The organism is Lentzea pudingi (assembly GCF_014646255.1).
Lineage (GTDB): Bacteria > Actinomycetota > Actinomycetes > Mycobacteriales > Pseudonocardiaceae > Lentzea > Lentzea pudingi.
Map to the genome: position 1 here is coordinate 1 of NZ_BMNC01000032.1, position 19,620 is coordinate 19,620.

Sequence of the window (19,620 nt, forward strand, 5' to 3'; positions counted from 1 at the left end):
TCATTCCAAGATCATCCGACTACGTGTCGAACCGTTCGCAACCTCAGTGGTCAGTACACCTAGAACCTGTGAATGGTCCGGTCGAGGTCCTTCATGGCCTGTGCGGTTTCTTCGGGATCGTTAGGCATCAACGCATCGAGGAGGTCTGTGTGTCTCGTACGGGGCCATGGTTGCATGTCCGACCTCGCGCCACGCTACGTCGTCCAGACCGTCCAACATGATCCAACAAAAGAAGAAGGCCGCGACACTAGTGGCGGCCTTCTCGCAACTAAATCAGATCAACCGGTCGCCGGGAAGTACAGCAGACGGTTCGGCGAGCCGGTGCCTGGGTTCGTCACCCTCGAGGGCGTCGACTGCGAGACCAGGTTCAGGGCGACTTGAGCCGGTGTGGCCGCGCGGTTCGTCGACAGGTAGCGCGCGGCGGCACCCGCGACGTGCGGGGTGGCCATCGACGTGCCCGAGATGGTGTTGGAGGAGCTGTCGGAGGTGTGCCAGGCCGAGGTGATTTCCCGGCCGGGGGCGAAGATGTCGAGCACCGAGCCGTAGTTCGAGAATGATGAGCGGGCATCGGTGCGGTCGGTGGAGCCGACTGTGATCGCCTCGGTCACGCGGGCCGGGGAGGTGTTGGAGGCGTTGGCGTTGTTGTTGCCCGCCGCGACCACGACGGTCACGCGTCTGGAGACGGCGTTGCGGACCGCCGTGTCGAGGGTGGCGTTGGCGACGCCGCCGAGCGAGAGGTTCGCGACCGCTGGCATGACCGCGTTGGCGGCCACCCAGTCGATGCCGGCCGCGACGCCCGCGAGCGTGCCGGAGCCGTTGTTGTCGAGCACGCGGACGGCGACGACGCGAGCGTCCTTCGCGACGCCGTACTGCGAGCCCGCGATCGTGCCGGCGACATGCGTACCGTGGCCGTGGCCGTCCTGCGCGACGGCGTCGTTGTCGATGAAGTCATGGCCGTTCGAGGCGCGGCCCTCGAACGTGGAGTGGCTGATCCGCACTCCTGTGTCGAGGACGTACGCGGTCACGCCGCTGCCGGCCGAGATGTAGCTGTATGACTGGTCCAACGGCAGGTTGCGCTGGTCGATGCGGTCGAGACCCCACGATGGCGGATTCGTCTGGGTGGCCTGCGTGCGCACGATCTGGTCGGCCTCGACGAACTCGACGGACGGGTCGGCGGCCAGGCGCTTGGCTTGCTTCTCGGTCAGCTTCACGTTGAAGCCGCCGAAGCTGGTGTAGTCACGCTCCACCTTCGCACCGAAACGGGAAGCGAGGGCGTGCGAGTCGCCCTTGCCCTCTTTGAGCTTCACGATGAAGCTGCCGGAAATCTTCTCGGGTGCGTCGAGCGAGAGCACCTCGCCTTCGGCGGCGGAGGCGTTGGGAACCATCAGCACCGACAGGGCGAGGGTCGCCGCGCCGGCGCTGGCCAGAAACCGGATCTTTCGCGTCATAGTATCGCTTTCCGTTCTGCGCACGGGAACTAAGCGCTTTTGACCTTATGAAAAGATCCGGTTCCCGCCAAGCGCGCACTAAAGATTAGGACACACTTTCTTTGTCGAACAATTCCCCTTTCGCAGCGATTGCGGCAGTAAAGGATACGAGTGACGGGTGGCGTACTGGGAGTGTTCGTGGTAAGTAGTGCGCGCTCGGCCTGTGAGGGCGTGACCGCGCGGAGTGGAACTGCGGGTACGACCGCGTGCGGTAGGCCGCCGACAAGCCGCTCGATCGCCGTATCACCGGTGATCCAGGCGAAAGGAGTGCCAACGCACCGCGGCCCCAGGCGTTAACCAGCGAACCGAAGTTCGACGACTTGGTGTCGTTCTGCGGCAACACACCCACGCAGAGCGCCAGCAACAACCGCTTCTGCAACGAGATCGAAGAATCGGTCTTGCCGCCGTCCGGTCGACTGTGCCATCGGACTGGATCGAGGTCCTCGTCATGTCGCCTCGCTCCGGCAGCGCGCTGGCTACGGGCCTCTACACTGCGCAAGCGGACACTGACGCCATCGAACCACCGGAGCACCCAGGCTGTGAACGCCCAGAGCAGTTCTGCTAGTCGCTTCGCTTCCTCGAACCACCCTTCGTCGGCCAGTCGCAGAATCGTTCGGCACGCAGCTTCAGGTGCGCAGCGCTTGCTGTGGTTGACGGCGTAGAACGCCTGTGCGTGGTCGTTTCGTGAGGCGTCTACGTCTTCTGGCTCCTTGACCGCGTCGCAGATCGACGCGGGGGCAATCTCGATCCAGCTTTCTAGGTCAAGACCGTGTTGTGTGTCTTGCCAGGTGCGGTAGGGCTCGGAACCCAGTTCCTCTGCTCGATTGTCCTCAGGGACGGCTGGACTCGAACGGTCTGGGGTCTGATCATGGCTCTGTGGAAGACTTCCCGGCGTATCGATGGCAACGGTCCAGCCGGTGCCGAGTAGGGCGCTCAGCGCCTCGGACATGACTGTCGTGTTCCTGGCTGCCGCGAGCCTTCGGGCGATCGGAACCGAGGCGTGGTGTACCACCAGGGTGCGGTTCTCGACTGACAGAAGCTCCGCGTTCGTCAGCATCGCCTCGGTGGAGCGGCTTCGCTGGCGTATTTCCAGTAGTAGCTGAGGCCACACTGCGCGGACGGCGTGGACGTCTGGTCCGCTCAAGGCTGTGGTGGAGGCAATCGGCGTCGGTTCAATCTTCAGTGAGGACGCCATCTCGTTCAGCCGCTCCAGCACTGCTTGGCAGTCCCCGCTCGCACGATGCCCGCCTTCGAGCTTGTGGTTGCGGAACCCAGTGCCCCGGCTGTTGCTGTCGCCGACCCAGGACGCGTGCCGTCGCATCGCGCAGTCCCAAGGACGTGTCAACCACGCCGGTTCTGAGGCCTCAGCGGTGATCCGCCGGTGCTCGGCTCGTAGCCGGGTCTGGTCGAACGTGGCGTTCCACGCGATGACCTTTCGGCCTCGCAGCAGCGTCTCCAGGCGAGGCCACAGTCGTGCCATCGTCGGTGCGCCGGAAAGCATGGCGGCGGTGATTCTGTGCTTGCGCTGCGCCATAGGATTGATCATCGCCCCTTCGAGGTCGACCAAGGTGTTCAGCAGCACGGTGCCGTCGGTCGTCAGCACGGCGATCTCGATGACTCTGCCCGCGAAGTCCGTCAGCTCGGTGTCGATGACCACCGCCATGTCGTCCGCGAGAACGTCACGGGCCCAGGCCGCGGCCTCTCGCTGGGCTGAGACCCTGTTGCTGGCAACGGGCTTCGGAGGAGTTTGGGCGAGTATCGAACGGACCAGGGCGGGATCATGCAGCGGCCGTGCCGACTGAATGTCGTAGAGCATCGTGCGCCACACATCGCCGTCGAATTCTCGCTCCAGCCAACCCCCGACATCGTTGGCACTGCCCGGCTGCATGCCGGATGCGCGTAGTTGTGACACCGTCATCAAGTGCCTGGGCGCTGTACCCCTGTACACCGTGCTCACCGCTTGTGTGCCCCTAGCGTCTCAGCGTTATCGCTTTCAGCATGCCCATGCCCATCTACAACTGCTGGCGACACGCCAAGTCATCCGCACATATGTTCGATCAACGGTTCGCGGTGGGTGCGCCACGCAGCTCCTGGGACTGCAGTACGACGCAGGTCGGCTGAGGCGGGGAACGTGTCGGCATCTTCTGGAGGTGCTGTGGTCGTACGCACCCGGATCAGGGCAACCACATCTCGGACGGCACGGCCGTCTACGCCTGGTGATAGGGCCACGCCGAAACTTGGTTTAGGCCGCTAAGGGGCTGCAGATCATTAACTCGCCGTTTTGATCTTGCTGATGAGCTGGGTCAGGGGAACGGGCAGGGTGGCTGGTGTGATCACGGTGCCGTGCTGGTCGAGGAGTGGTCGGGTGTGGCTGATCGCGCGGCGGATGGTGGTGCGGCTGCTGTTGAACAACACGGCCTGGGTGTCCGGGGGCAGGGATAGTCGCAGGTGCAGGATCGTGGCCAGGATCTGGTGGGGAAAGGTCAGCAGTGGGGGCCGGCCTGAGCGTGGCGCGTGGTGGCGATGTCCTTGTTCGGCGCGGTGTTGCTGGTGTTGGCGGTGCTGGGTGTCCGCGTGTTGCTGTCGCAGGGTGTCCAGTGCCGTGGTCAGGGTGTCCAGTTCGGGGCGGGGCATGCCGGTCAACGCGGGGTCGGACAGGGTGGTGATGTCGCATTCCGCGGCAGGGAGCGGTCCTGGCTCGGTGGTGTGCCCGCCGTGTTCGGGGTGCAGGGTGTAGTTCCAGTCGCCGTGCCAGTCGTGGCGGGCGATGGGCAGGGTCGCCAACTGCTTGTCGCTGATGGTGGCGCCGAGGGGATAGGTGTCGGTGTCGAGTTCGGAGTGGACGGTCAGTCCGGTGCGGGTGGTGGTGGCGGCGATGGTCTGCAGGATGACCTCGTGGCTGGTCAGGGGACGGCCGCGCCAGTTGAGGGTGATGTGGGAGAACAGCCGGTGCTCGATCTTGTTCCATTTGGAGGTGCCGGGCGGGAAGTGGCAGACGGTGATGGTCAGGCCGGTCTGCGCGGCGAGGGCGGCGAGTCCGGTTTTCCAGGCGCGGGTGCGGTAACCGTTGGAGCCACCGGCGTCGGCGGTGATCAGCAGCCGGGTCGCGTGCGGGTAAGTCAGGCGTCCGGCCGCGTTCCACCAGCGGCGGATGGATTCCACGGCGAACGCGGCGGTGTCGTGGTCGGTGCCGACGTTGACCCAGCCGGTGTTCGCGGCCAGGTCGTAGATCCCGTAGGGCACGACCTTGCCCAGGGTCTTATCCGGGAAGTCGTGAGTGCCGACCTCGACCGGCTGCCCGGCGGGGTGCCATTCCCGGCCGGGCGTCTTGAACTCGCCCACGAGTTCCTTCTTCTTGGTGTCCACGCTGACCACCGGCTGCCCGTCGTCCTGATGCTCTTTGACTCGTTCGTTGAGGTAGAGGAACTGGGCGTCCCGATCCGGGTTCTGCTTGCCTTCCAGGGTCTTGGCATTGCCCTGCAGACTGAAACCCTCCTGCCGCAACAGGTTCGCGACCGTGTCGGCGCCGACCTTGTGGCCCCCGGCGGTGAGCGTGTCGGCGAGGTTGCGGGTGGACTTCGTCGTCCACCGCAGCGGCGACATCGGATCACCCCGCACGTCCGGTTCCACCAATGCCAGCAGCGCCGGCAGCAGCCCTGGGTCCGCCTCCGTCACTGGCTTGCGGCCCGCGCCCGGCCGACGCACCCGCCCCGCTGGTTTCTCGCCGGAGTCCAGCTCGTCCACCCCGTCGGTCACCGTCTGCCTGCTGGCTCCCGCCGCGCGAGCCACCGCCGCGATGCCACCATGGCCCAGCGACCGTGCTTCCGAGGCGAGATACAGCCGCTGCTGTCGTTCATCCAGATGCGGAAGCAAGACCGCGAACTTCGCCGCCAGCGATTCCACTACGTCCACAGCAACGGCCATACCACCATCATGACCAGCCCTGAGTCATACGTCTAGTTTATTTATCGGCGTGTCCTTAGAGCCCTTGGTGTGATCTTCCACTGTCGCAGGAAGGAATGATCAACCAAGGGCCTCGTCCATGCTCAAACGGGTGCCCCCATTGGGTTCTGAGACCTTAAGACTCAAGCTTGGAGTCACTGACACTTACATGGAAAGACTCATTGCCCGAGTCGGTGACGGTCGTGTCCACTTGCCGTCCGAGAGCGGGCGGCAAGTTCTGTCGGTGATCTAGAGCTGCCCAGTCGTGCCAAGCTGACGCGGGTGTACGGACCAGTAACTGCTCACGCTCATACCGGAGGCAAGACGCGGAAGCGCATGGGCATGTGTGCCTATTCTGGCGGGTCTTCCACCTGAGTGCCTGGGCGCGTGCGACCGGGCAGAGTGTGCAGTCGAACACCTCGCACGGCGTGCGAGCCAAGCACTACGCTTGCTCGTAAGTGATTTCCTCAATGACTCCCGCTCGGGCACGACGTCCTAACTGGTGCCCGAGTTCAATGCCCGCCGGTCGCGGCACCCCTGCCGGCGGGCAGGCGACAACCTCAACTCTGCAAGCTATAGACCTTGAAAGGCCAAGGTTGATCGCGACCCGCCATCAACCGATCACTCAGGCTGAACAGCTACCACCACTGAGCACGGTATCCCGAGTGCGTGGGCGATGGCCGTGCGCTCGAACGGCCTTGGCTGGGATAATCCGAAGGTGGTGTATGCTGCCGATGCACACCTCACCCATGAAAAGGCAATCATCAGCGCACTGAGCGAACTCGAAGCCCTCGTGAATGTATGCGAGCTCGACGGTCACTCATGCCAGGTGTTCGGTCAACCAGGGCATCCTCATCGCCGTCTGTACGACCAGGGATGCTCAAGCCCCGTTCGGAAGCACCTCATTCGTCTGGCGGGGGCTTCTGCGTCGACTACCGTTGATCACCGTAGGCGAGCTGGACTTGTCGAGGGTGCTGGGGCGAGGGTTTGCGATCAAATCAACGCCACCGGCTCGCTGGCGAACAAGGAAAAAGGCACTTGTAGGTCGTTCTGCTGAATGCGGCGACCAGTCGACTCGACCTCCTGCCTAGCGGTTCGTCGGCTGCTTGCCCAGCCGCTGAGTGGTGTTCAACTGAGTAAGACGAGCATTCGAACGGCTGCGTCACTTCGATGCGAGTCGTGACTTAGTTGCGCGCGAGAGTGGAATAGGCTCTAATTCCGCTGCCATTGGGCGGAATATGGTGAGTGTCACGTCCGGCGGTAGTCATCAGGTGCTGTATGCCGATAGTGCAGAATGCGGAAATCGAACGTGCAGCCGGGAAATATTGGGCCGCTGAAGACGTCGCGTGCAGCCCTTATGTGTGTTTCGGGTGTCCTTTGGTGTTAGGTGACCAGCGCCGGAACCTCCGTCAGCGACCTCGACGTTCAACGTCGCTGCCGGCGTTCCGGTATGAAAAGTGCTAGTTCTGCTCCTCGGTCAGCTTTAGAGGAGCTACCGGTGGTATCAGATTTACCGATCTCTTGACAGTCAGGCCCAGGCTCTACAATATCTAACAGCTATGGAGATTGCGCTGACTTCCGGTCGGCCCATCTCCGATGAAGGCTGTGGGGCGTTTTAGCACTACGGCTGAGTTTCGTCGGTGAACGCTCGGAGCCGATAAAGTGTCGTTGGTACAGCTCTATTTCTGCGATCTACTGGTTATGGTCGGCGACTCGATGCGCCCACCTCCACCGTTTTCATCGAAAGGTGCATCATGACGACGAGTTACTCCGACGAGGTGACGGCGTACTTCAAAGTGAAGGCAGACGGATACGACCGGGTCGACGAACAGGTTTATTGGCGGTTGTCCGATGAACTGCTGTGGGAAGCGCTGCTGCGGTACGTGCTGCCGTCGGTGCCTGTGGGTGCGACCATGCTCGACGCCGGGGGCGGCACCGGCAGGTGGACCGATCGCCTGCTGCGCCACCGCCCCGACATGACCGGGGTGCTCTACGACTTGTCGCCCGACATGACAAGGCACGCGCGAGCGAAGTCCGTCGAGCACGGTTACGCTGACAGGCTGACCGTGCGGCAGGGCGACCTCGCCGACCTGAGCGAGCATGTGGACGACGGTCAATTCGACTTGATCATCAGCTTCCACAACGTGCTGGGCTTCGTTACCGACGTGCCCAGTGTGCTGAGGCAGTTCGCGAACGCGCTCAAGCCGGGCGGGCAGACGGCGCTGGTCGTGCCGAATCGGTACCACGCCGTGTACTTCAACGTCCTCACTGGCGCGCTCAACGAGGCTGAACGCGCAGCCGTGGCGCACAGCACGCGATTCGCTCCGGAAATGCCTGTTATGAAGGTCTTCACGCCCACGCAGCTCACCGGAACTCTCAACGAGATCGGTCTCCCGGTCACCACGAGCACCGGGTTCCCGGTCGCCGTGTACCCAGGCTTCCAGGAAACCCAGCTTGACGGGTCGAGCGGTGTGGTCAAAGCGGTGTTCGCGGACGACGCAGTCTATGCGCAGATCAAGTCACTCGAACTGCGATTGCTCGGCGAACCGGGGTTGGCCGAGCGCGGCAACAACCTCTTCGTGGTCGCTGGCAAGCCCCGATGACCGGTGCGACCGTATCCAGTACAGCTGGCGCAAGTTCGAACGAGGAGGCTTGGGCGCCATCGCCATCGGGCAGATTGGTCCGCCCGCCGGCGCTCCGTCCGGGAGACACCGTCGCAGTGGTGTCGCCGTCCTGTCCCGGAGCCAGCACGCTGACCGCCGAACTCCAACGTGGTTGCGCCGCAATGGAGGCGATGGGATTTCGCGTGCGAATCATGCCGAACGCTCGCGGCGCGCGACGGTGGACGTCGGGCACTGCGGATGAGCGGCTGGCCGACCTGCACGCGGCGTTCGAGGCGCCCGACGTCGCCGGAGTGCTTTACAGCATGGGGGGGCAGCACTCGGCTCAACTCCTGGACGGACTGGACTACGGCCTGGTGGCCGCGAATCCCAAGGTGTTCTGCGGCTATTCCGACGCGACATCGCTGCTTACCGCCGTGCACGTGCGGACGGGGTTGGTCACCTTCTATGGGCCCGCAGTCATACCGCAGTTCGGTGAACTGCCCGTGCCGTATGCGGAAACGGTCGACCACTTCCTGGCCGTCACCGGTGTCGCCGCTGCGGCGGGCCCGCTGCCCAATGCCGATTACCAGGTCGTCGACCTCGACTTCTCCCGGCGAGAACGCGAACAGCGTCCCCGCGACCGTCAATCGGCGCCCCCGCGCGCCGCGCTACGGGCGGGCGCAGCGACCGGGGCGGCCTTGGCCGTGTGTCTGCCGTCGGCACGCGACCTTCTCGGAACACCGTGGCAGCCGGATACGGCAGGCCGAGTGTTGTTCATCGACACGCCCGAACCCCCGTACTCCGCGGCGGCCGCGGCAGCGGACATCTGGCACTTGCGCAACGCGGGGCTGCTTGACGACTTGGCGGCAGTGGTGCTCGGCCGCCCGATCGGTTGGACCGTCGACGACGTGGACGGTTTTCTCGATGCGGTGGTCGAGTGCATTCCGACGCCGGACGTGCCGATCGTCCGCGACGTCGAATTCGGCCATACGAATCCGATTATGACCATACCGAATGGCATCGAGGTCGCTGTCGCCGGTGTCGAGATAGCGATTCTCGACGCGGCGGTCCGTTGACGCGGTCAAAAACCGAGGAGAGTTTCCCTTGAACAACCAATTCGTCCATGCCAACTGGCGGCCGTCGCCGAGTCGCTTCCTGGACATTCTTGACGATCCGTTCTTCCGATCTGTGGTCGTATTGCAGGACGTGCTAACCAGGGTTACCACCGCGTTCTGGGCGGAGCAGCAGGTCAGGGCGATCCACCTCCCGATCACCACCGGGAGCGTGTCCAGCCCGATGGGGCTTGGCAGCGACTCGCTGCCTGTACGGGTGGAGATGTTCGGCGAGCCGACTTACCTGGCCGACTCGATGCAGTTCATGCTCGAGTACGGTTGCCGACTCGCCCCCGCCGGAACCTGGTACCTCATGCCGAGTTTTCGCGGCGAGGATAGCGACGAGACTCACCTGAACCAGTTCTTCCATAGCGAAGCCGAGCTCCCCGGAGGGCTCAACGAAATCATCGTGGCCGTCGAGGGATACGCCCGACGCTTGGCCGAGGAAGTCCTGGCGTCGTGTGCCGACGACGTGATCGCAGCATCCGGGTCCACTGCCCACATCGAGCAGATGGCGAGCCTCACCGAGTTCCCGCGGATCACGTTCGACGAAGCAGTAGCGCACCTCGGTCGAAGGCCCGCGATGGTCGTTGATCACGGCGGCTGGCGAACGTTGACGCGCGAGGGCGAGCAGAGGCTCATGGAGGAGATCAGCCCGATCCTGTGGGTCACACACTACGACCACCTGTCAGTGCCCTTTTACCAAGCATACGGAGACGCCGCTCAGCGCACCGCGCTCAACGCCGACTTGCTCTTCGGCCCCGGCGAGGTAGTCGGCTGCGGAGAGCGGCACGTCGATGGTGAGCAGACGCGGGCAGCACTGGTTCACCACCAGGTGCCCGAGCAGGACTACGAGTGGTACGTCCGGATGAAGGACGCCAAGCCGATGCGGACCGCCGGTTTCGGGCTGGGCGTCGAGCGCTGGTTGATGTGGGTGCTGGGGCAGAAGGACATTCGCGAGCTCCAGATCGCGCCGCGGCTCAACGGTCTGACCGTTGCGCCCTGACAAGCGGGCAATGTCGAGAGGAAGCGACTCCATGCACGAACTGGGTCTGTCGACCGTTCGCGTCAGCGGGCGGGACGTCGTCACAACCGTCACGGCCTTGGAGTACGCCGAGTTGGCCAGTTCGGTGGGCGTGAGGTCGGGGCCGATCCCAGTCGCCGCCGAGGCCTGGGCCTCCTGCCAGGCGGCGCTGGAACGTCTTCCTGTCGTGGGCTCGGCTCCGGCGGCTCATTGGCAGGGTGTGGTGCTCGTGGCGGAGCCCGTGTTCACCGCTGTTGGCGAGGTGCTCGCGCGCGGTTCCGGGCGGCCGTTGCTGCACGGAGACCTGAGGGAGGCGGTCGAGCTGAGCCGGAATGGTCCGGTTACGGTCGTCGCTGGCGTCGGCGAAATCACCCCCGAGCGCCTCGCCGCGATTCCTGCCGACGCGCCTATCGGCTTCGTCCTCGGCCAGGATGCGGCGGACATGAGCGCGCTTGTCGCGCGAACCCTTCTGCAAGGGCCAGCGCTTGCGGCGCTCAGTGACCTGTCGTTCGACACCCTCTCGGGTGAAGATCCGGCGCCCGGATTGTTGGTCGGCGAGCAGGTCACTCCGACCGGACTCCGCGCGGCGATTGGCGATGGCGTCGCGGTGCTGGCAGGCAGCGGTCACGGTCGCGATTGCATCATGCACCTCGACGGCGGTGGTATCTGCGGTCGCGCTGAGGACCTGCCGTTGTTGCAGCTCCTGCCGCCGATTCGGGACGGTTGGACTGAGCACCCGACCTCATGTCAGCAGGGCGAGGGGTGCTGGCGCGGTGACTTCGACATCGCCAACCACCTGCGCGCGTCCGAAATGCGGGTGGCGATCGCCGTGCTCGACAGTTGCCGGACTGCGGTGGCGGGTGGCGGTGCGATCAGGCCGGATGTGTCGGTGCCCCTGACGATGTTGCGCGGTACCGCTATTGCCGTGCTTTCGGCGCTAGGCACCAGGTCGGGAGCTGGCTACGCGGGCCAATTGGCTACGGCGTTGATCCGGTCAGGTCTTTCGCTCGGCGCGGTGGTGGGGGAGGTGAACAGGGCGATCACCGCTGATCCCGAGGGGCTGGGTCGCTTGGTGTTGTTCGGCGACGCTGGTCTGGTCGCCGCGCCAGCGGACCCGCCGATCGCACGGCGACTCGATGCGGACGGCAGTGTAGTTGTCGCCGAGGGCGGTGGCGCGGTGTTGGTGGAATGTGCGGCTCTGCATCCGGTGGAGTCGGACGGCCCGCTGGCGGTTGACCGGGGCGTGGGTGCCTCTTGGGTGCTCACCCGTGCGGTCGGCCGCAGGGGAGGACGACTTGTGGCCGCTGGCGACACTTTCGACGAGGCGTGGGAGCAGCGGGTTCACCCATGGCTGACCCGCCTCCAGGCGTTGCCCTACCTGGGCATCACCCCAGAAGCGAGACGACTTGATGCTGCCCGCCGCACTGCGGTCGCTGCACTGCGTGCTCGATCGGAGGCGACTCACGCGGCGGCTGCCCGGTATGCCGCAGACCGGTTCGCCAGCGTGCTCGACGAACTCGCAGATGTGCAGCACGGCATTGTGAAGCAAGAGGTCGCCAGGGTGGCGCGGTCGTTCTACGCGTTCGTTGACGGCTGGGCCGAGCCGTGGCGGGTCACCTCGGACGTCCAGCCGGAAATGTGCCCGCAGTGCGGCATTGACGGGGCGGTGCGGCACCGAGTTCGGCCGGCGGCCGGGGCGGGCCCCCAATTGTGCTATCTGGTGTGTGCGCGCTGCGGCGAGGTACTTGCAGGTGATTCCAGGTTCGGTGCAGAGGTGGTGCTGCACGCACCGGGCGAGGCGCTCCGCGGCGCGCCGTTCACCGTCACCGCGGCGATCACCGCACCGCTCGATCGGCCAGTCGACGTGGCGATCGGTGCCGCTGTGGTGTTCGAGTCGATCTTCGACATGAAGTCGGTCACCTGTCAGGAGCTGCGGCTGGGACCAGGAGAGCGGCTTGCGATCGACCTGACCGTGGAGACGGGCGCTGGCACCTTCCCTGATTTGCAACCGGTCAAGGTCATCGTCGCTGCGGATGGTGCGGTGCAGTGCCTCACTCGATCGGTTTGGCTGCGTGTCTGAGGTGATGTCGTGCTGATGAAGGACATCCGGGACCTGCCCGCGGCGACCCGCCGGCTTCTCGTGCTCAATATGGTCAACAACCTGGGCAGCGGTTTGATCATGCCCTTCCTCGTCGTCTACGTGCACGAGGTCAACGGGCTCTCCGTGACGGTCGCGACGACGGCGCTCGCGGTCGTGTCCGCAGGCGCACTCGCCGGAGCTCCGATGGCCGGTCGATTGGCCGACCGCCGTGGTGCCGAGGTCGCCGCGGTCGCGCACTTGACCGTGCAGGCCGTCGGTCTCATGAGCTACGCGGCCGCAAGCACGCCCGCACAGTTCATGGTTTCGGCGGCCGTGTTCGGGATCGGCATCGGCGGAGCCGCGGCGTGGAATACCATGCTCGCGAGGTCAGCGCCCAGCAGCGTGCATCCGATTGTCTTTAGCCTGAACTTCACCGCGGTCAACGTGTCGATCGGACTCGGCGGGCTGGTGGGCGCGGCCACAGTGTCGCTGGCCCATCCTGCTTCGTTCCGTGTGCTGTACGTCGTTGACGCCGTGAGTTGCGCGCTGGTGGCTCTGGCTGTGGTGGTGAACCTTGTGGGAAAGCGATCGCCGGCGACCGAGCGCGCGTCGGAGCCTGCGCGAAAGGAGGTTTCCTACTCGATCCTCCTGCGACATCCGGCGTTCCTGGCTGTGCTCGCGGCCGGTGGAGCACTTTTCTGCGTCACCTATGCGCAATTCGAGTCGGGCTTTCCGGTGTATGTCATCACACATACCAGGCTGACCGCCGCTGAACTCGGCGTGCTGTTCGCAGCCAACACAGTGTGCGTGGTGGCCGCACAGCTAGCGCTTCACAGGACGCTGAAACGGTTGGCGCACACACGGTCCCTGGTGACAGCTGCGAGCTTGTGGGCAATCAGCTGGGCGCTCGTGTCGGCCACCGCTCTGACCGGCGAGCATGCGCCGCAGTTTGCCCTGCTGTTGGCGGCAGTCGCGGTGTTCGCCGTCGCCGAGACGTTCTATGCGGCCGGGATGCCGACGCTGGTGAACGCGCTCGCGCCGGACGAGGCCAGAGGGCGGTTCAACGCCGCACACAGCATGTCGATGTCGATCGGCTTCATGGTGGGACCGCTGGCCGCCGGTGTGTTCCTCGGCGGCACAGGCGCAGGTTGGTTCCTGGTGGCGATGTGCTTGGTCTGTCTGTGCGTGGCCGGCGTCTTCGCGGGAGCACGCCTGCGCTTGCCCGATCAGGTCACGCGGAAGTCCGAACCGGACGGTTACGCGCCTGTCAGGACCACCACGAGTCAACCGGAGGAAGCATGACCAGCCCGCCCGAGACGCTTGTTGACCTCTTCTCGCGATCTGTGGTTGACCACGCCGATCGCGCCGCCGTGAGCGACGACCACCGCTCGCTCACTTACGCCGAACTCGACCGGCGATCCGCTGCGGTGGCAGCGGTGTTGCTCGCCCGCGGTATACAGCCTGACGACTCGGTCGGACTCTATGTAGAACGTTCCGTCGAGGTGGTGGTGGCTATCCTTGGCATCCTCCGCGCTGGCGCCGCCTATGTCGCGGTGGACAGCCGCTACCCCGCCGCGCGGCGCGACCTGATGCTCCGATCCAGCGGTGCGAAGGCTGTCATCACTCAGCCCGATTGGTGCGAACGGCTCGCAGGCACTGAGCTGGACCTGATCACCCTGGACAATCTCGACGAGTGCGTCGCGGCGTCTGTTGGCCTTGTCGATCCGACCAGCGCGGCGACCGTTCTGTTCACCTCGGGTTCGTCCGGTGTTCCGAAGGCCATCGTGTTGGAGCACCGCAACGTTGTATCGTTCGCGACCAACCCTGGACTGCCCCGACCACAACCGGGCGAGCGGACCGGTCAGATCTCCAGTATCTCCTTCGATGCCTTCCACTTCGAGCTGTGGACGACGCTGTCCGCTGGTGGAGAGGTCGTGGTGCTGCCACCGGTCGCGGATCTGCTTGCCGCAGATTTCGGGCGTGAACTCAAGCGCCGACGGATCAACGCGATGCTGGTGCCGACCATGGTGGTGAGCCATGTCGTCCGCGAAGATCGAGACGCCTTCGCCTCGCTGCGGATACTCCAGGCCGGTGGTGACGTCCTACTGCCCTCGACATGCCGGGACGTGCTGACGGAAGCGTTCACCGGTGTTCTGTGGAACCTGTACGGGCCAGCTGAGATCACGACGGCGTGCACCGCTCACAGGGTCACCGAAGCGGACGCGACGGGGGACACCATCCCGATTGGACGTGCGCTCAATGGCGTATCCACTTTGGTCCTCCGACCGGACCAGACTCCCGCCTCACCGGGCGAAGTCGGAGAACTACATGTCGGCGGCGCCGGCGTCGGCCGTGGTTACCTGGGCGACTCGGATCTCACTGCAGCGCGGTTCATCGATCTAGACGGACATGGGCGGGTCTACCGCACAGGTGACCTGGTCCGCGACCGTGGTGACGGTGTGCTGGAGTTCGTCGGCCGCGCGGACGACCAGGTGAAGATCCGGGGATATCGCGTGGAAGTCGGCGAAGTCGAGCGGACCCTCCGCCGCCACCCGGACGTCCACGACGTTGCCGTGCTTCCCGCAGGCGCAGCCGGCGATCGCAACCTCGTGGCATTCGTGGTGCTCGACGGCGCACTGGAGATCGCCGGGCTGCGTCAGTTCGCGAGATCTGAGCTGCCGGACTACATGGTGCCGAGCCACTTCATCGCGCTGCCGGAGATTCCGGCCAGTGCGCACGGCAAACGTGACATGGACGTGTTGCGGGTGACACTCGACGAACATGAGCGACGCCGGGCGGACCATGTTGCTCCGGAGACGGAGACCGAACGCTACCTGGCCGGTGTCTGGGAAAGGCTGCTAGCGGCGGACAACGTCGGCCGTTTCGACGACTTCTACGCGTTGGGCGGGCACTCGCTGATGGTCTTCCGGCTTCGCTCGCGGATCAAACGGGACCGCGGGACGACCGTGGAGCACAACCTGCTGCTGCAGTCGTCTGTGCTGAGTGAAATGGCCGCCGCGATCGATCGAGTCCACGGGGGAGAGCTGTGAAGGTTGGCGGTCGGATCGACCTCACGGACGTGGACCTGTTTGTGCGCGACGAGCACCACGCCGTGTTCGAGCACCTGAGAGCGGACGAGCCCATCTATTGGAATGAGCGCGGCGAAAGCGGGTTCTGGGCGCTCACCACCTATGACGACGTCAGATGGGCGTATCGCGACCACAGCGTGTTCGGCTCCGAGAGAGGAGCGATTCTCGGCGGGTCCTACCGCAGGGAGGATGACACCGCGGGCGGCCGCATGCTGGTGGCCACCGACTTGCCTCGGCACAGGCTGCTCAAGCAACATGTCCAACCAACGATGTCGCCGTCGAACGCCGCGCGCGTCGCCGACATGACGAGCCGCTTGCTCACAAAAGCGTTGGCTCGCGCGCACGCCGAAGGCGGCTGCGACTTCGCCACAGATATCGCGACCGAGCTGCCTGCCGCCGCTTTGATGGTGGTCATGGGCATCGGCCACGGCGACGCCCACCGGCTGATCGACCTGACCCGCAGCATGGTCGGATTCCGCGACGAGGCGTTCGTGGACACGAGCGACGACCCGGAGTTGCGCCTCGCGATGCTCCAGGCGGAGATCTTCGAGTTCTTCGCCGAGTTGGTCGACGCTCGCCGAGCTGACCCCACTGGTGACGATCTGATCAGTCGCCTGCTGCGGGCGAAGATCAATGGCCGGGCGATGCCGGAAGACGAGATCTACTACAACTGCATGAACGTCGCCGTCGGTGGCAACGAAACGTCCTCGTACACGGCGTGCACCGGGTTGGAAGCGTTGTTGAACCATCCGGACCAGTACGCGGCGTTGATGGCGGACCGGGCGCTTCTTGGCCCAGCGGTAGACGAGATGCTGCGATGGAGTTCGACCAACGCCTACGTGCAACGAGTGGCGAAGTCGACGGTGCGCCGCGGTGACATCGAAATCCGCGAGGGTGATTCCGTCACGTTGTGGAACGTCTCAGCCAACCGCGACGAGGCGCAGTTCCCCTCGGCGAACCGATTTGACATCACCCGCAGCCCGAACCGGCACCTGTCTTACGGCTCGGGCATTCACCGTTGCGTCGGCAGTCCGGTCGCAGATGCAGAGCTTTCCGTCCTTTTCGGACAGCTGAGCGCGGCAGGAATCCGGTTCGAGCTTGAGGGAGAACCTCGTCGACTGCGGTCCAACTTCATCCTCGGTTTGACCCGACTGCCGGTGCGGGTGGTCGGCCGATGACCACTGTCCATCAAACGAGCTCGTATGAGCTCGGCGATCGGATCGACGTACTGATCGGACGCCACGCTGCGCGCACGCCGTCCGCCGTCGCGGTCGAACAAGGCTTCGAAACGATCGACTACGGCACGCTGTGGCGGCGTTCGGGCGCCGTCGCGGCCAACCTCCAAGGCCAGGGGATCGGCGCGGGTGATGTGGTCGCTGTCCATCTCCCGCGTTCGCTCGACCGCGTTGTTGTCCTGCTCGGGACGTTGCGCTGCGGAGCCGCCTATGCGGCACTCGACCCGGCCTGGCCACAGCAACGACGCGCGGACGTGGTGGCACGCAGCCGCGCCGCGTTGGTCGTGACCGACGCGGAACTTGCCAGCCTCACGATGTCTGGGGCGCTGCGGCCGTCCTCGCCGGGGGAGGGCACTGCGCCGGCAAGCGTGTTCTTCACCTCCGGCTCCACTGGCAAGCCGAAAGGCGTCGTGGTGACTCATCGAGGGTGCGTGCGCATCCTCCAAGGGGCGCCGACTATCCCGATGGACGCGACAACCGTGATGCTGCAGTCGGCGCCGGTGCCGTGGGACGGGCATTCGTTGGAGCTTTGGGGCCCGTTGGTCAACGGTGGTCGGTGTGTGCTGCTCGACCGCGATGCGCAAGTGCTGGATCTCGCGGCCTTGCGCATCGCCTTGAGTCGCGGCGTAAACACGCTGTGGTTGACCAGTTCTCTGTTCAACATCTTCGCCGACGAATCGCCGGACATCTTCGCCGGCGTCAGACTACTCGCTGTCGGCGGTGAGCCGGTGTCGGCGGCGCACGTCCGCCGGGTGCTGGCTGCTGCGCCAGATGTGGTGGTCGTCAATGGTTACGGACCCACTGAGTGCGGCATCCTCGCCACAAGCCACGTGATTCGGCCGACAGACGTGCGCGTGGGAGCAGTGGACGTGCCAATCGGGAAACCAATGCCCCGAACCGGAGTCTTGCTTCTAGACGAGTCCGGTCGGCCGATGGTGAGCGGACCAGGGGAGATCGCTCTGACCGGCGACGGACTGGCTGTCGGCTATTTGGACGACCCCGAGGAGACCGCCCGACGGTTCGTCGAGGTCGACGGAGTGCGGTGCTATCGCACCGGTGACATCGGCGTCGTAGACCGGGACGGACTTCTGCGCTACCGCGGCCGTTCCGACCGCCAGGTGAAGGTCCACGGCGTCCGCGTCGAGCCAGGTGAGGTGGAAGCAGCGCTCCTCGCTCACCCCTCTGTGACCGCCGCGTTCGTGGTTCTCGTTCCGGGCCAGTCGGACCTCGGCTGTGTCTACACCACGGTGAACAGCCAGCCGATGAATATGGCGGTGTTGCACGATTTCCTGGGTACGACGCTGGTCTCTGCGATGATTCCGACCGCAGTGCGACACGTCTCGAGGATGCCGCTCGGTCCTACTGGCAAAGTGGATCCCGCCGCCGTGAGCCGGTTGCTTGCCAAAGATCGCGACACGGCGGCGAAAGATAACTGGGAATCCGACGCCGATCGGGACCTAGTCGCCATGGGACTTAGTTCGCTCGAGGCCGTCCGGATCGCCGCACAGCTGAGCGAGCGGACCGGCGGCAGGGTCACTCTCGCTGACGTGTACCGATTGCGCACACTGGCGGCGATCGAGGCGCACGGGCGCGCTGCGGCTGAGCGCGTCGATAAGATCACCGGAGCCGGTGAGTTCGAGGCTTCGCCGCTGTCCCGTGCGCAGCAACGGTTCTGGATGGCTGAGCAGGCTGCGCCGGGGTCTTGCGACAATCTCATCGTGCTGGCCTGGCTGGTGCGCGGTCGGCTGGACGTCGACCGGCTGGCGAGCGCGTGGCGCGCAGTAGTAGACCTGCATCCCGTACTGCGGACTGTCTACCCGTGGGAAGACGAGTTCCCAGTGCAGCGGCTCCTCACACCGGATGCGGCGCGGTGCGTGCTCGATGTGGTTGAGGCGCCGGTCGGCCTGCCTGTCGAGATGGTCGCCGAGCGAGTCACCGCGGACTGGTGGAATAACCGTTTCGACCTTGAGACCGAGAGCCCGGTTCGTGCCAGGCTGGCTGTCGTCGACGACGACACTCACCTGCTCTGCGTCCAGTTGCACCACATCGCTTTCGACGGTTGGTCTGAACGTGTTCTGATGGCGGATCTGCGCGCTGCCTACGCCGGGACGCCGAGACAGCCTCGCATCCTCACCTACGCCGACTACGGGAAGTGGGAGCGAGATCAGCTCGGCGAGTGGGCTCGCGCGGACGTTCCGTTTTGGCGGCGAGTCCTCGCGTACCCCCTGAAACCGTTCCTTCCCGCACCAGCACAGGTCGGCCAGGAGATCGCCCGTCACGAGAGGGTATTGCGGATTCCCCCCACCGGTGTGCAGGGGGCGATCGGAGCGGCACGTGGTTTGGCGACCGCCGCACTTGTGACGGCGGCTGGACGAGCACTCGCTAAGACTTTCGGCATCGCCGACGTGTGCGTCGGCACGGCGTCGACTGGTCGGTTCGCTCCTGAGACCGATGAGCTCATCGGCTACTTCGTGAACCCGTTGCCCCTGGTGCTCGCTGGAGCGGGCGACCGTTCGCCGGACATGGTGGCAGACGACCTTCTCTCCGCGATGGACCACGCTCGCACTCCGTTCGACGAGGTGGTCCGAGTATTGCGCCCACCCCGCGACCGCCACCCGTGGTTCCAGGCGTGGGTCGTGATGCAGAACCCGCGTCCGCATGGGGCGTTCGTCGAGGGCCTGACCGTTGAGCCCGTCCGAGTGCGCCCACCCCGGACAGCCATCGAGTTGATGTTCGACACCACTCCCCAACCAGACGGCTCCTGGGAGGTCGTCTTGCTCTGGCGCGCTGATGGCATCGCAGTCGCCATTGCCGAGAAGTTGCTGTCCCAACTGGAAAAGTCCCTGCTCGAGATGTCCCTCGAGCACTCATGATCGTCTCCGGGCGTGCCTGGGGTCTGTCCGACAGTCCGACAAGTCGCCACCGTGCGGTTTTGCCGTCCGTGGATGTAGCCCTGCGTCGTGGTCCCGTTGAATCCATCCTGCGCGACAAGGCGGGCCGGGGTGATAGCGGGCTGGAATGGTTTCTCTGGCGAACTATCGGACAGCG

At 65.1% G+C, this 19,620-nt stretch carries 11 protein-coding genes; 8 read left to right on the forward strand and 3 right to left on the reverse strand.

Going from position 1 to position 19,620, the window contains the following annotated elements; genetic code table 11:
- Positions 1 to 278: 278 nt before the first annotated feature.
- The 3 genes from IEY88_RS43005 to IEY88_RS43015 all read right to left on the reverse strand — a co-directional run bounded on the left by IEY88_RS43005 (position 279) and on the right by IEY88_RS43015 (position 5,411).
- Complete coding sequence (locus tag IEY88_RS43005; protein WP_189160683.1) at positions 279 to 1,448, reverse strand: S8 family peptidase; 1,170 nt, start codon at positions 1,446 to 1,448, stop codon at positions 279 to 281.
- Positions 1,449 to 1,533: 85 nt separating this feature from the next.
- Complete coding sequence (locus IEY88_RS43010; protein ID WP_189160669.1) at positions 1,534 to 3,375, reverse strand: 3'-5' exonuclease; 1,842 nt, start codon at positions 3,373 to 3,375, stop codon at positions 1,534 to 1,536.
- A 380-nt stretch (positions 3,376 to 3,755) separates the two neighbouring features.
- Positions 3,756 to 5,411 (reverse strand): ISAzo13 family transposase, encoded by a 1,656-nt coding sequence (locus IEY88_RS43015; RefSeq protein ID WP_189160670.1) that lies wholly within the window; start codon positions 5,409 to 5,411, stop codon positions 3,756 to 3,758.
- A 1,772-nt stretch (positions 5,412 to 7,183) separates the two neighbouring features.
- On the opposite strand from IEY88_RS43015, the gene IEY88_RS43020 reads away from it, so the two are divergent.
- Genes IEY88_RS43020 through IEY88_RS43055 form a run of 8 tightly spaced genes read left to right on the forward strand, consistent with a single transcriptional unit; the run spans position 7,184 to position 19,445 of the window.
- Positions 7,184 to 8,032: a class I SAM-dependent methyltransferase gene (locus IEY88_RS43020; RefSeq protein ID WP_189160671.1), complete on the forward strand. Its 849-nt coding sequence runs from the start codon at positions 7,184 to 7,186 to the stop codon at positions 8,030 to 8,032.
- Positions 8,029 to 9,108 carry a S66 peptidase family protein gene (locus tag IEY88_RS43025; protein WP_229694320.1) on the forward strand — a complete coding sequence of 360 codons (1,080 nt, stop codon included), beginning with the start codon at positions 8,029 to 8,031 and terminating at the stop codon, positions 9,106 to 9,108. Before IEY88_RS43020 ends, IEY88_RS43025 begins: the two co-directional genes overlap by 4 nt.
- Before the next feature lie 28 nt (positions 9,109 to 9,136).
- A complete protein-coding gene (locus IEY88_RS43030; protein WP_189160673.1) occupies positions 9,137 to 10,150 on the forward strand; it encodes an amino acid--tRNA ligase-related protein in 1,014 nt (337 codons plus the stop codon).
- Positions 10,151 to 10,181: 31 nt separating this feature from the next.
- On the forward strand, positions 10,182 to 12,248 hold the full coding sequence (locus tag IEY88_RS43035) for a hypothetical protein (protein WP_189160674.1): 2,067 nt from the start codon (positions 10,182 to 10,184) through the stop codon (positions 12,246 to 12,248).
- 15 nt (positions 12,249 to 12,263) lie between these two features.
- Positions 12,264 to 13,550, forward strand: a complete 1,287-nt coding sequence (locus IEY88_RS43040) for an MFS transporter (RefSeq protein WP_229694326.1) — start codon at positions 12,264 to 12,266, stop codon at positions 13,548 to 13,550.
- Entirely contained in the window at positions 13,547 to 15,298 is a 1,752-nt protein-coding gene (locus tag IEY88_RS43045) for a non-ribosomal peptide synthetase (protein ID WP_189160676.1), read from the forward strand. Before IEY88_RS43040 ends, IEY88_RS43045 begins: the two co-directional genes overlap by 4 nt.
- 29 nt (positions 15,299 to 15,327) lie before the next feature.
- Positions 15,328 to 16,515 carry a cytochrome P450 gene (locus IEY88_RS43050; RefSeq protein WP_229694321.1) on the forward strand — a complete coding sequence of 396 codons (1,188 nt, stop codon included), beginning with the start codon at positions 15,328 to 15,330 and terminating at the stop codon, positions 16,513 to 16,515.
- On the forward strand, positions 16,512 to 19,445 hold the full coding sequence (locus IEY88_RS43055) for a non-ribosomal peptide synthetase (protein ID WP_189160678.1): 2,934 nt from the start codon (positions 16,512 to 16,514) through the stop codon (positions 19,443 to 19,445). The genes IEY88_RS43050 and IEY88_RS43055 overlap by 4 nt, the downstream gene beginning before the upstream one ends.
- The last annotated feature ends 175 nt before the right edge of the window (positions 19,446 to 19,620 follow it).

Excerpts from the sequence above, each read along its gene's own strand:
- IEY88_RS43005 (WP_189160683.1), bottom strand. The coding sequence starts at position 1,448 with ATGACGCGAAAGATCCGGTTTCTGGCCAGCGCCGGCGCGGCGACCCTC.
- IEY88_RS43010 (WP_189160669.1), bottom strand. The coding sequence starts at position 3,375 with ATGCAGCCGGGCAGTGCCAACGATGTCGGGGGTTGGCTGGAGCGAGAA.
- IEY88_RS43015 (WP_189160670.1), bottom strand. The coding sequence starts at position 5,411 with ATGGCCGTTGCTGTGGACGTAGTGGAATCGCTGGCGGCGAAGTTCGCG.
- IEY88_RS43020 (WP_189160671.1), top strand. The coding sequence starts at position 7,184 with ATGACGACGAGTTACTCCGACGAGGTGACGGCGTACTTCAAAGTGAAG.
- IEY88_RS43025 (WP_229694320.1), top strand. The coding sequence starts at position 8,029 with ATGACCGGTGCGACCGTATCCAGTACAGCTGGCGCAAGTTCGAACGAG.
- IEY88_RS43035 (WP_189160674.1), top strand. The coding sequence starts at position 10,182 with ATGCACGAACTGGGTCTGTCGACCGTTCGCGTCAGCGGGCGGGACGTC.
- IEY88_RS43040 (WP_229694326.1), top strand. The coding sequence starts at position 12,264 with ATGAAGGACATCCGGGACCTGCCCGCGGCGACCCGCCGGCTTCTCGTG.
- IEY88_RS43045 (WP_189160676.1), top strand. The coding sequence starts at position 13,547 with ATGACCAGCCCGCCCGAGACGCTTGTTGACCTCTTCTCGCGATCTGTG.
- IEY88_RS43055 (WP_189160678.1), top strand. The coding sequence starts at position 16,512 with ATGACCACTGTCCATCAAACGAGCTCGTATGAGCTCGGCGATCGGATC.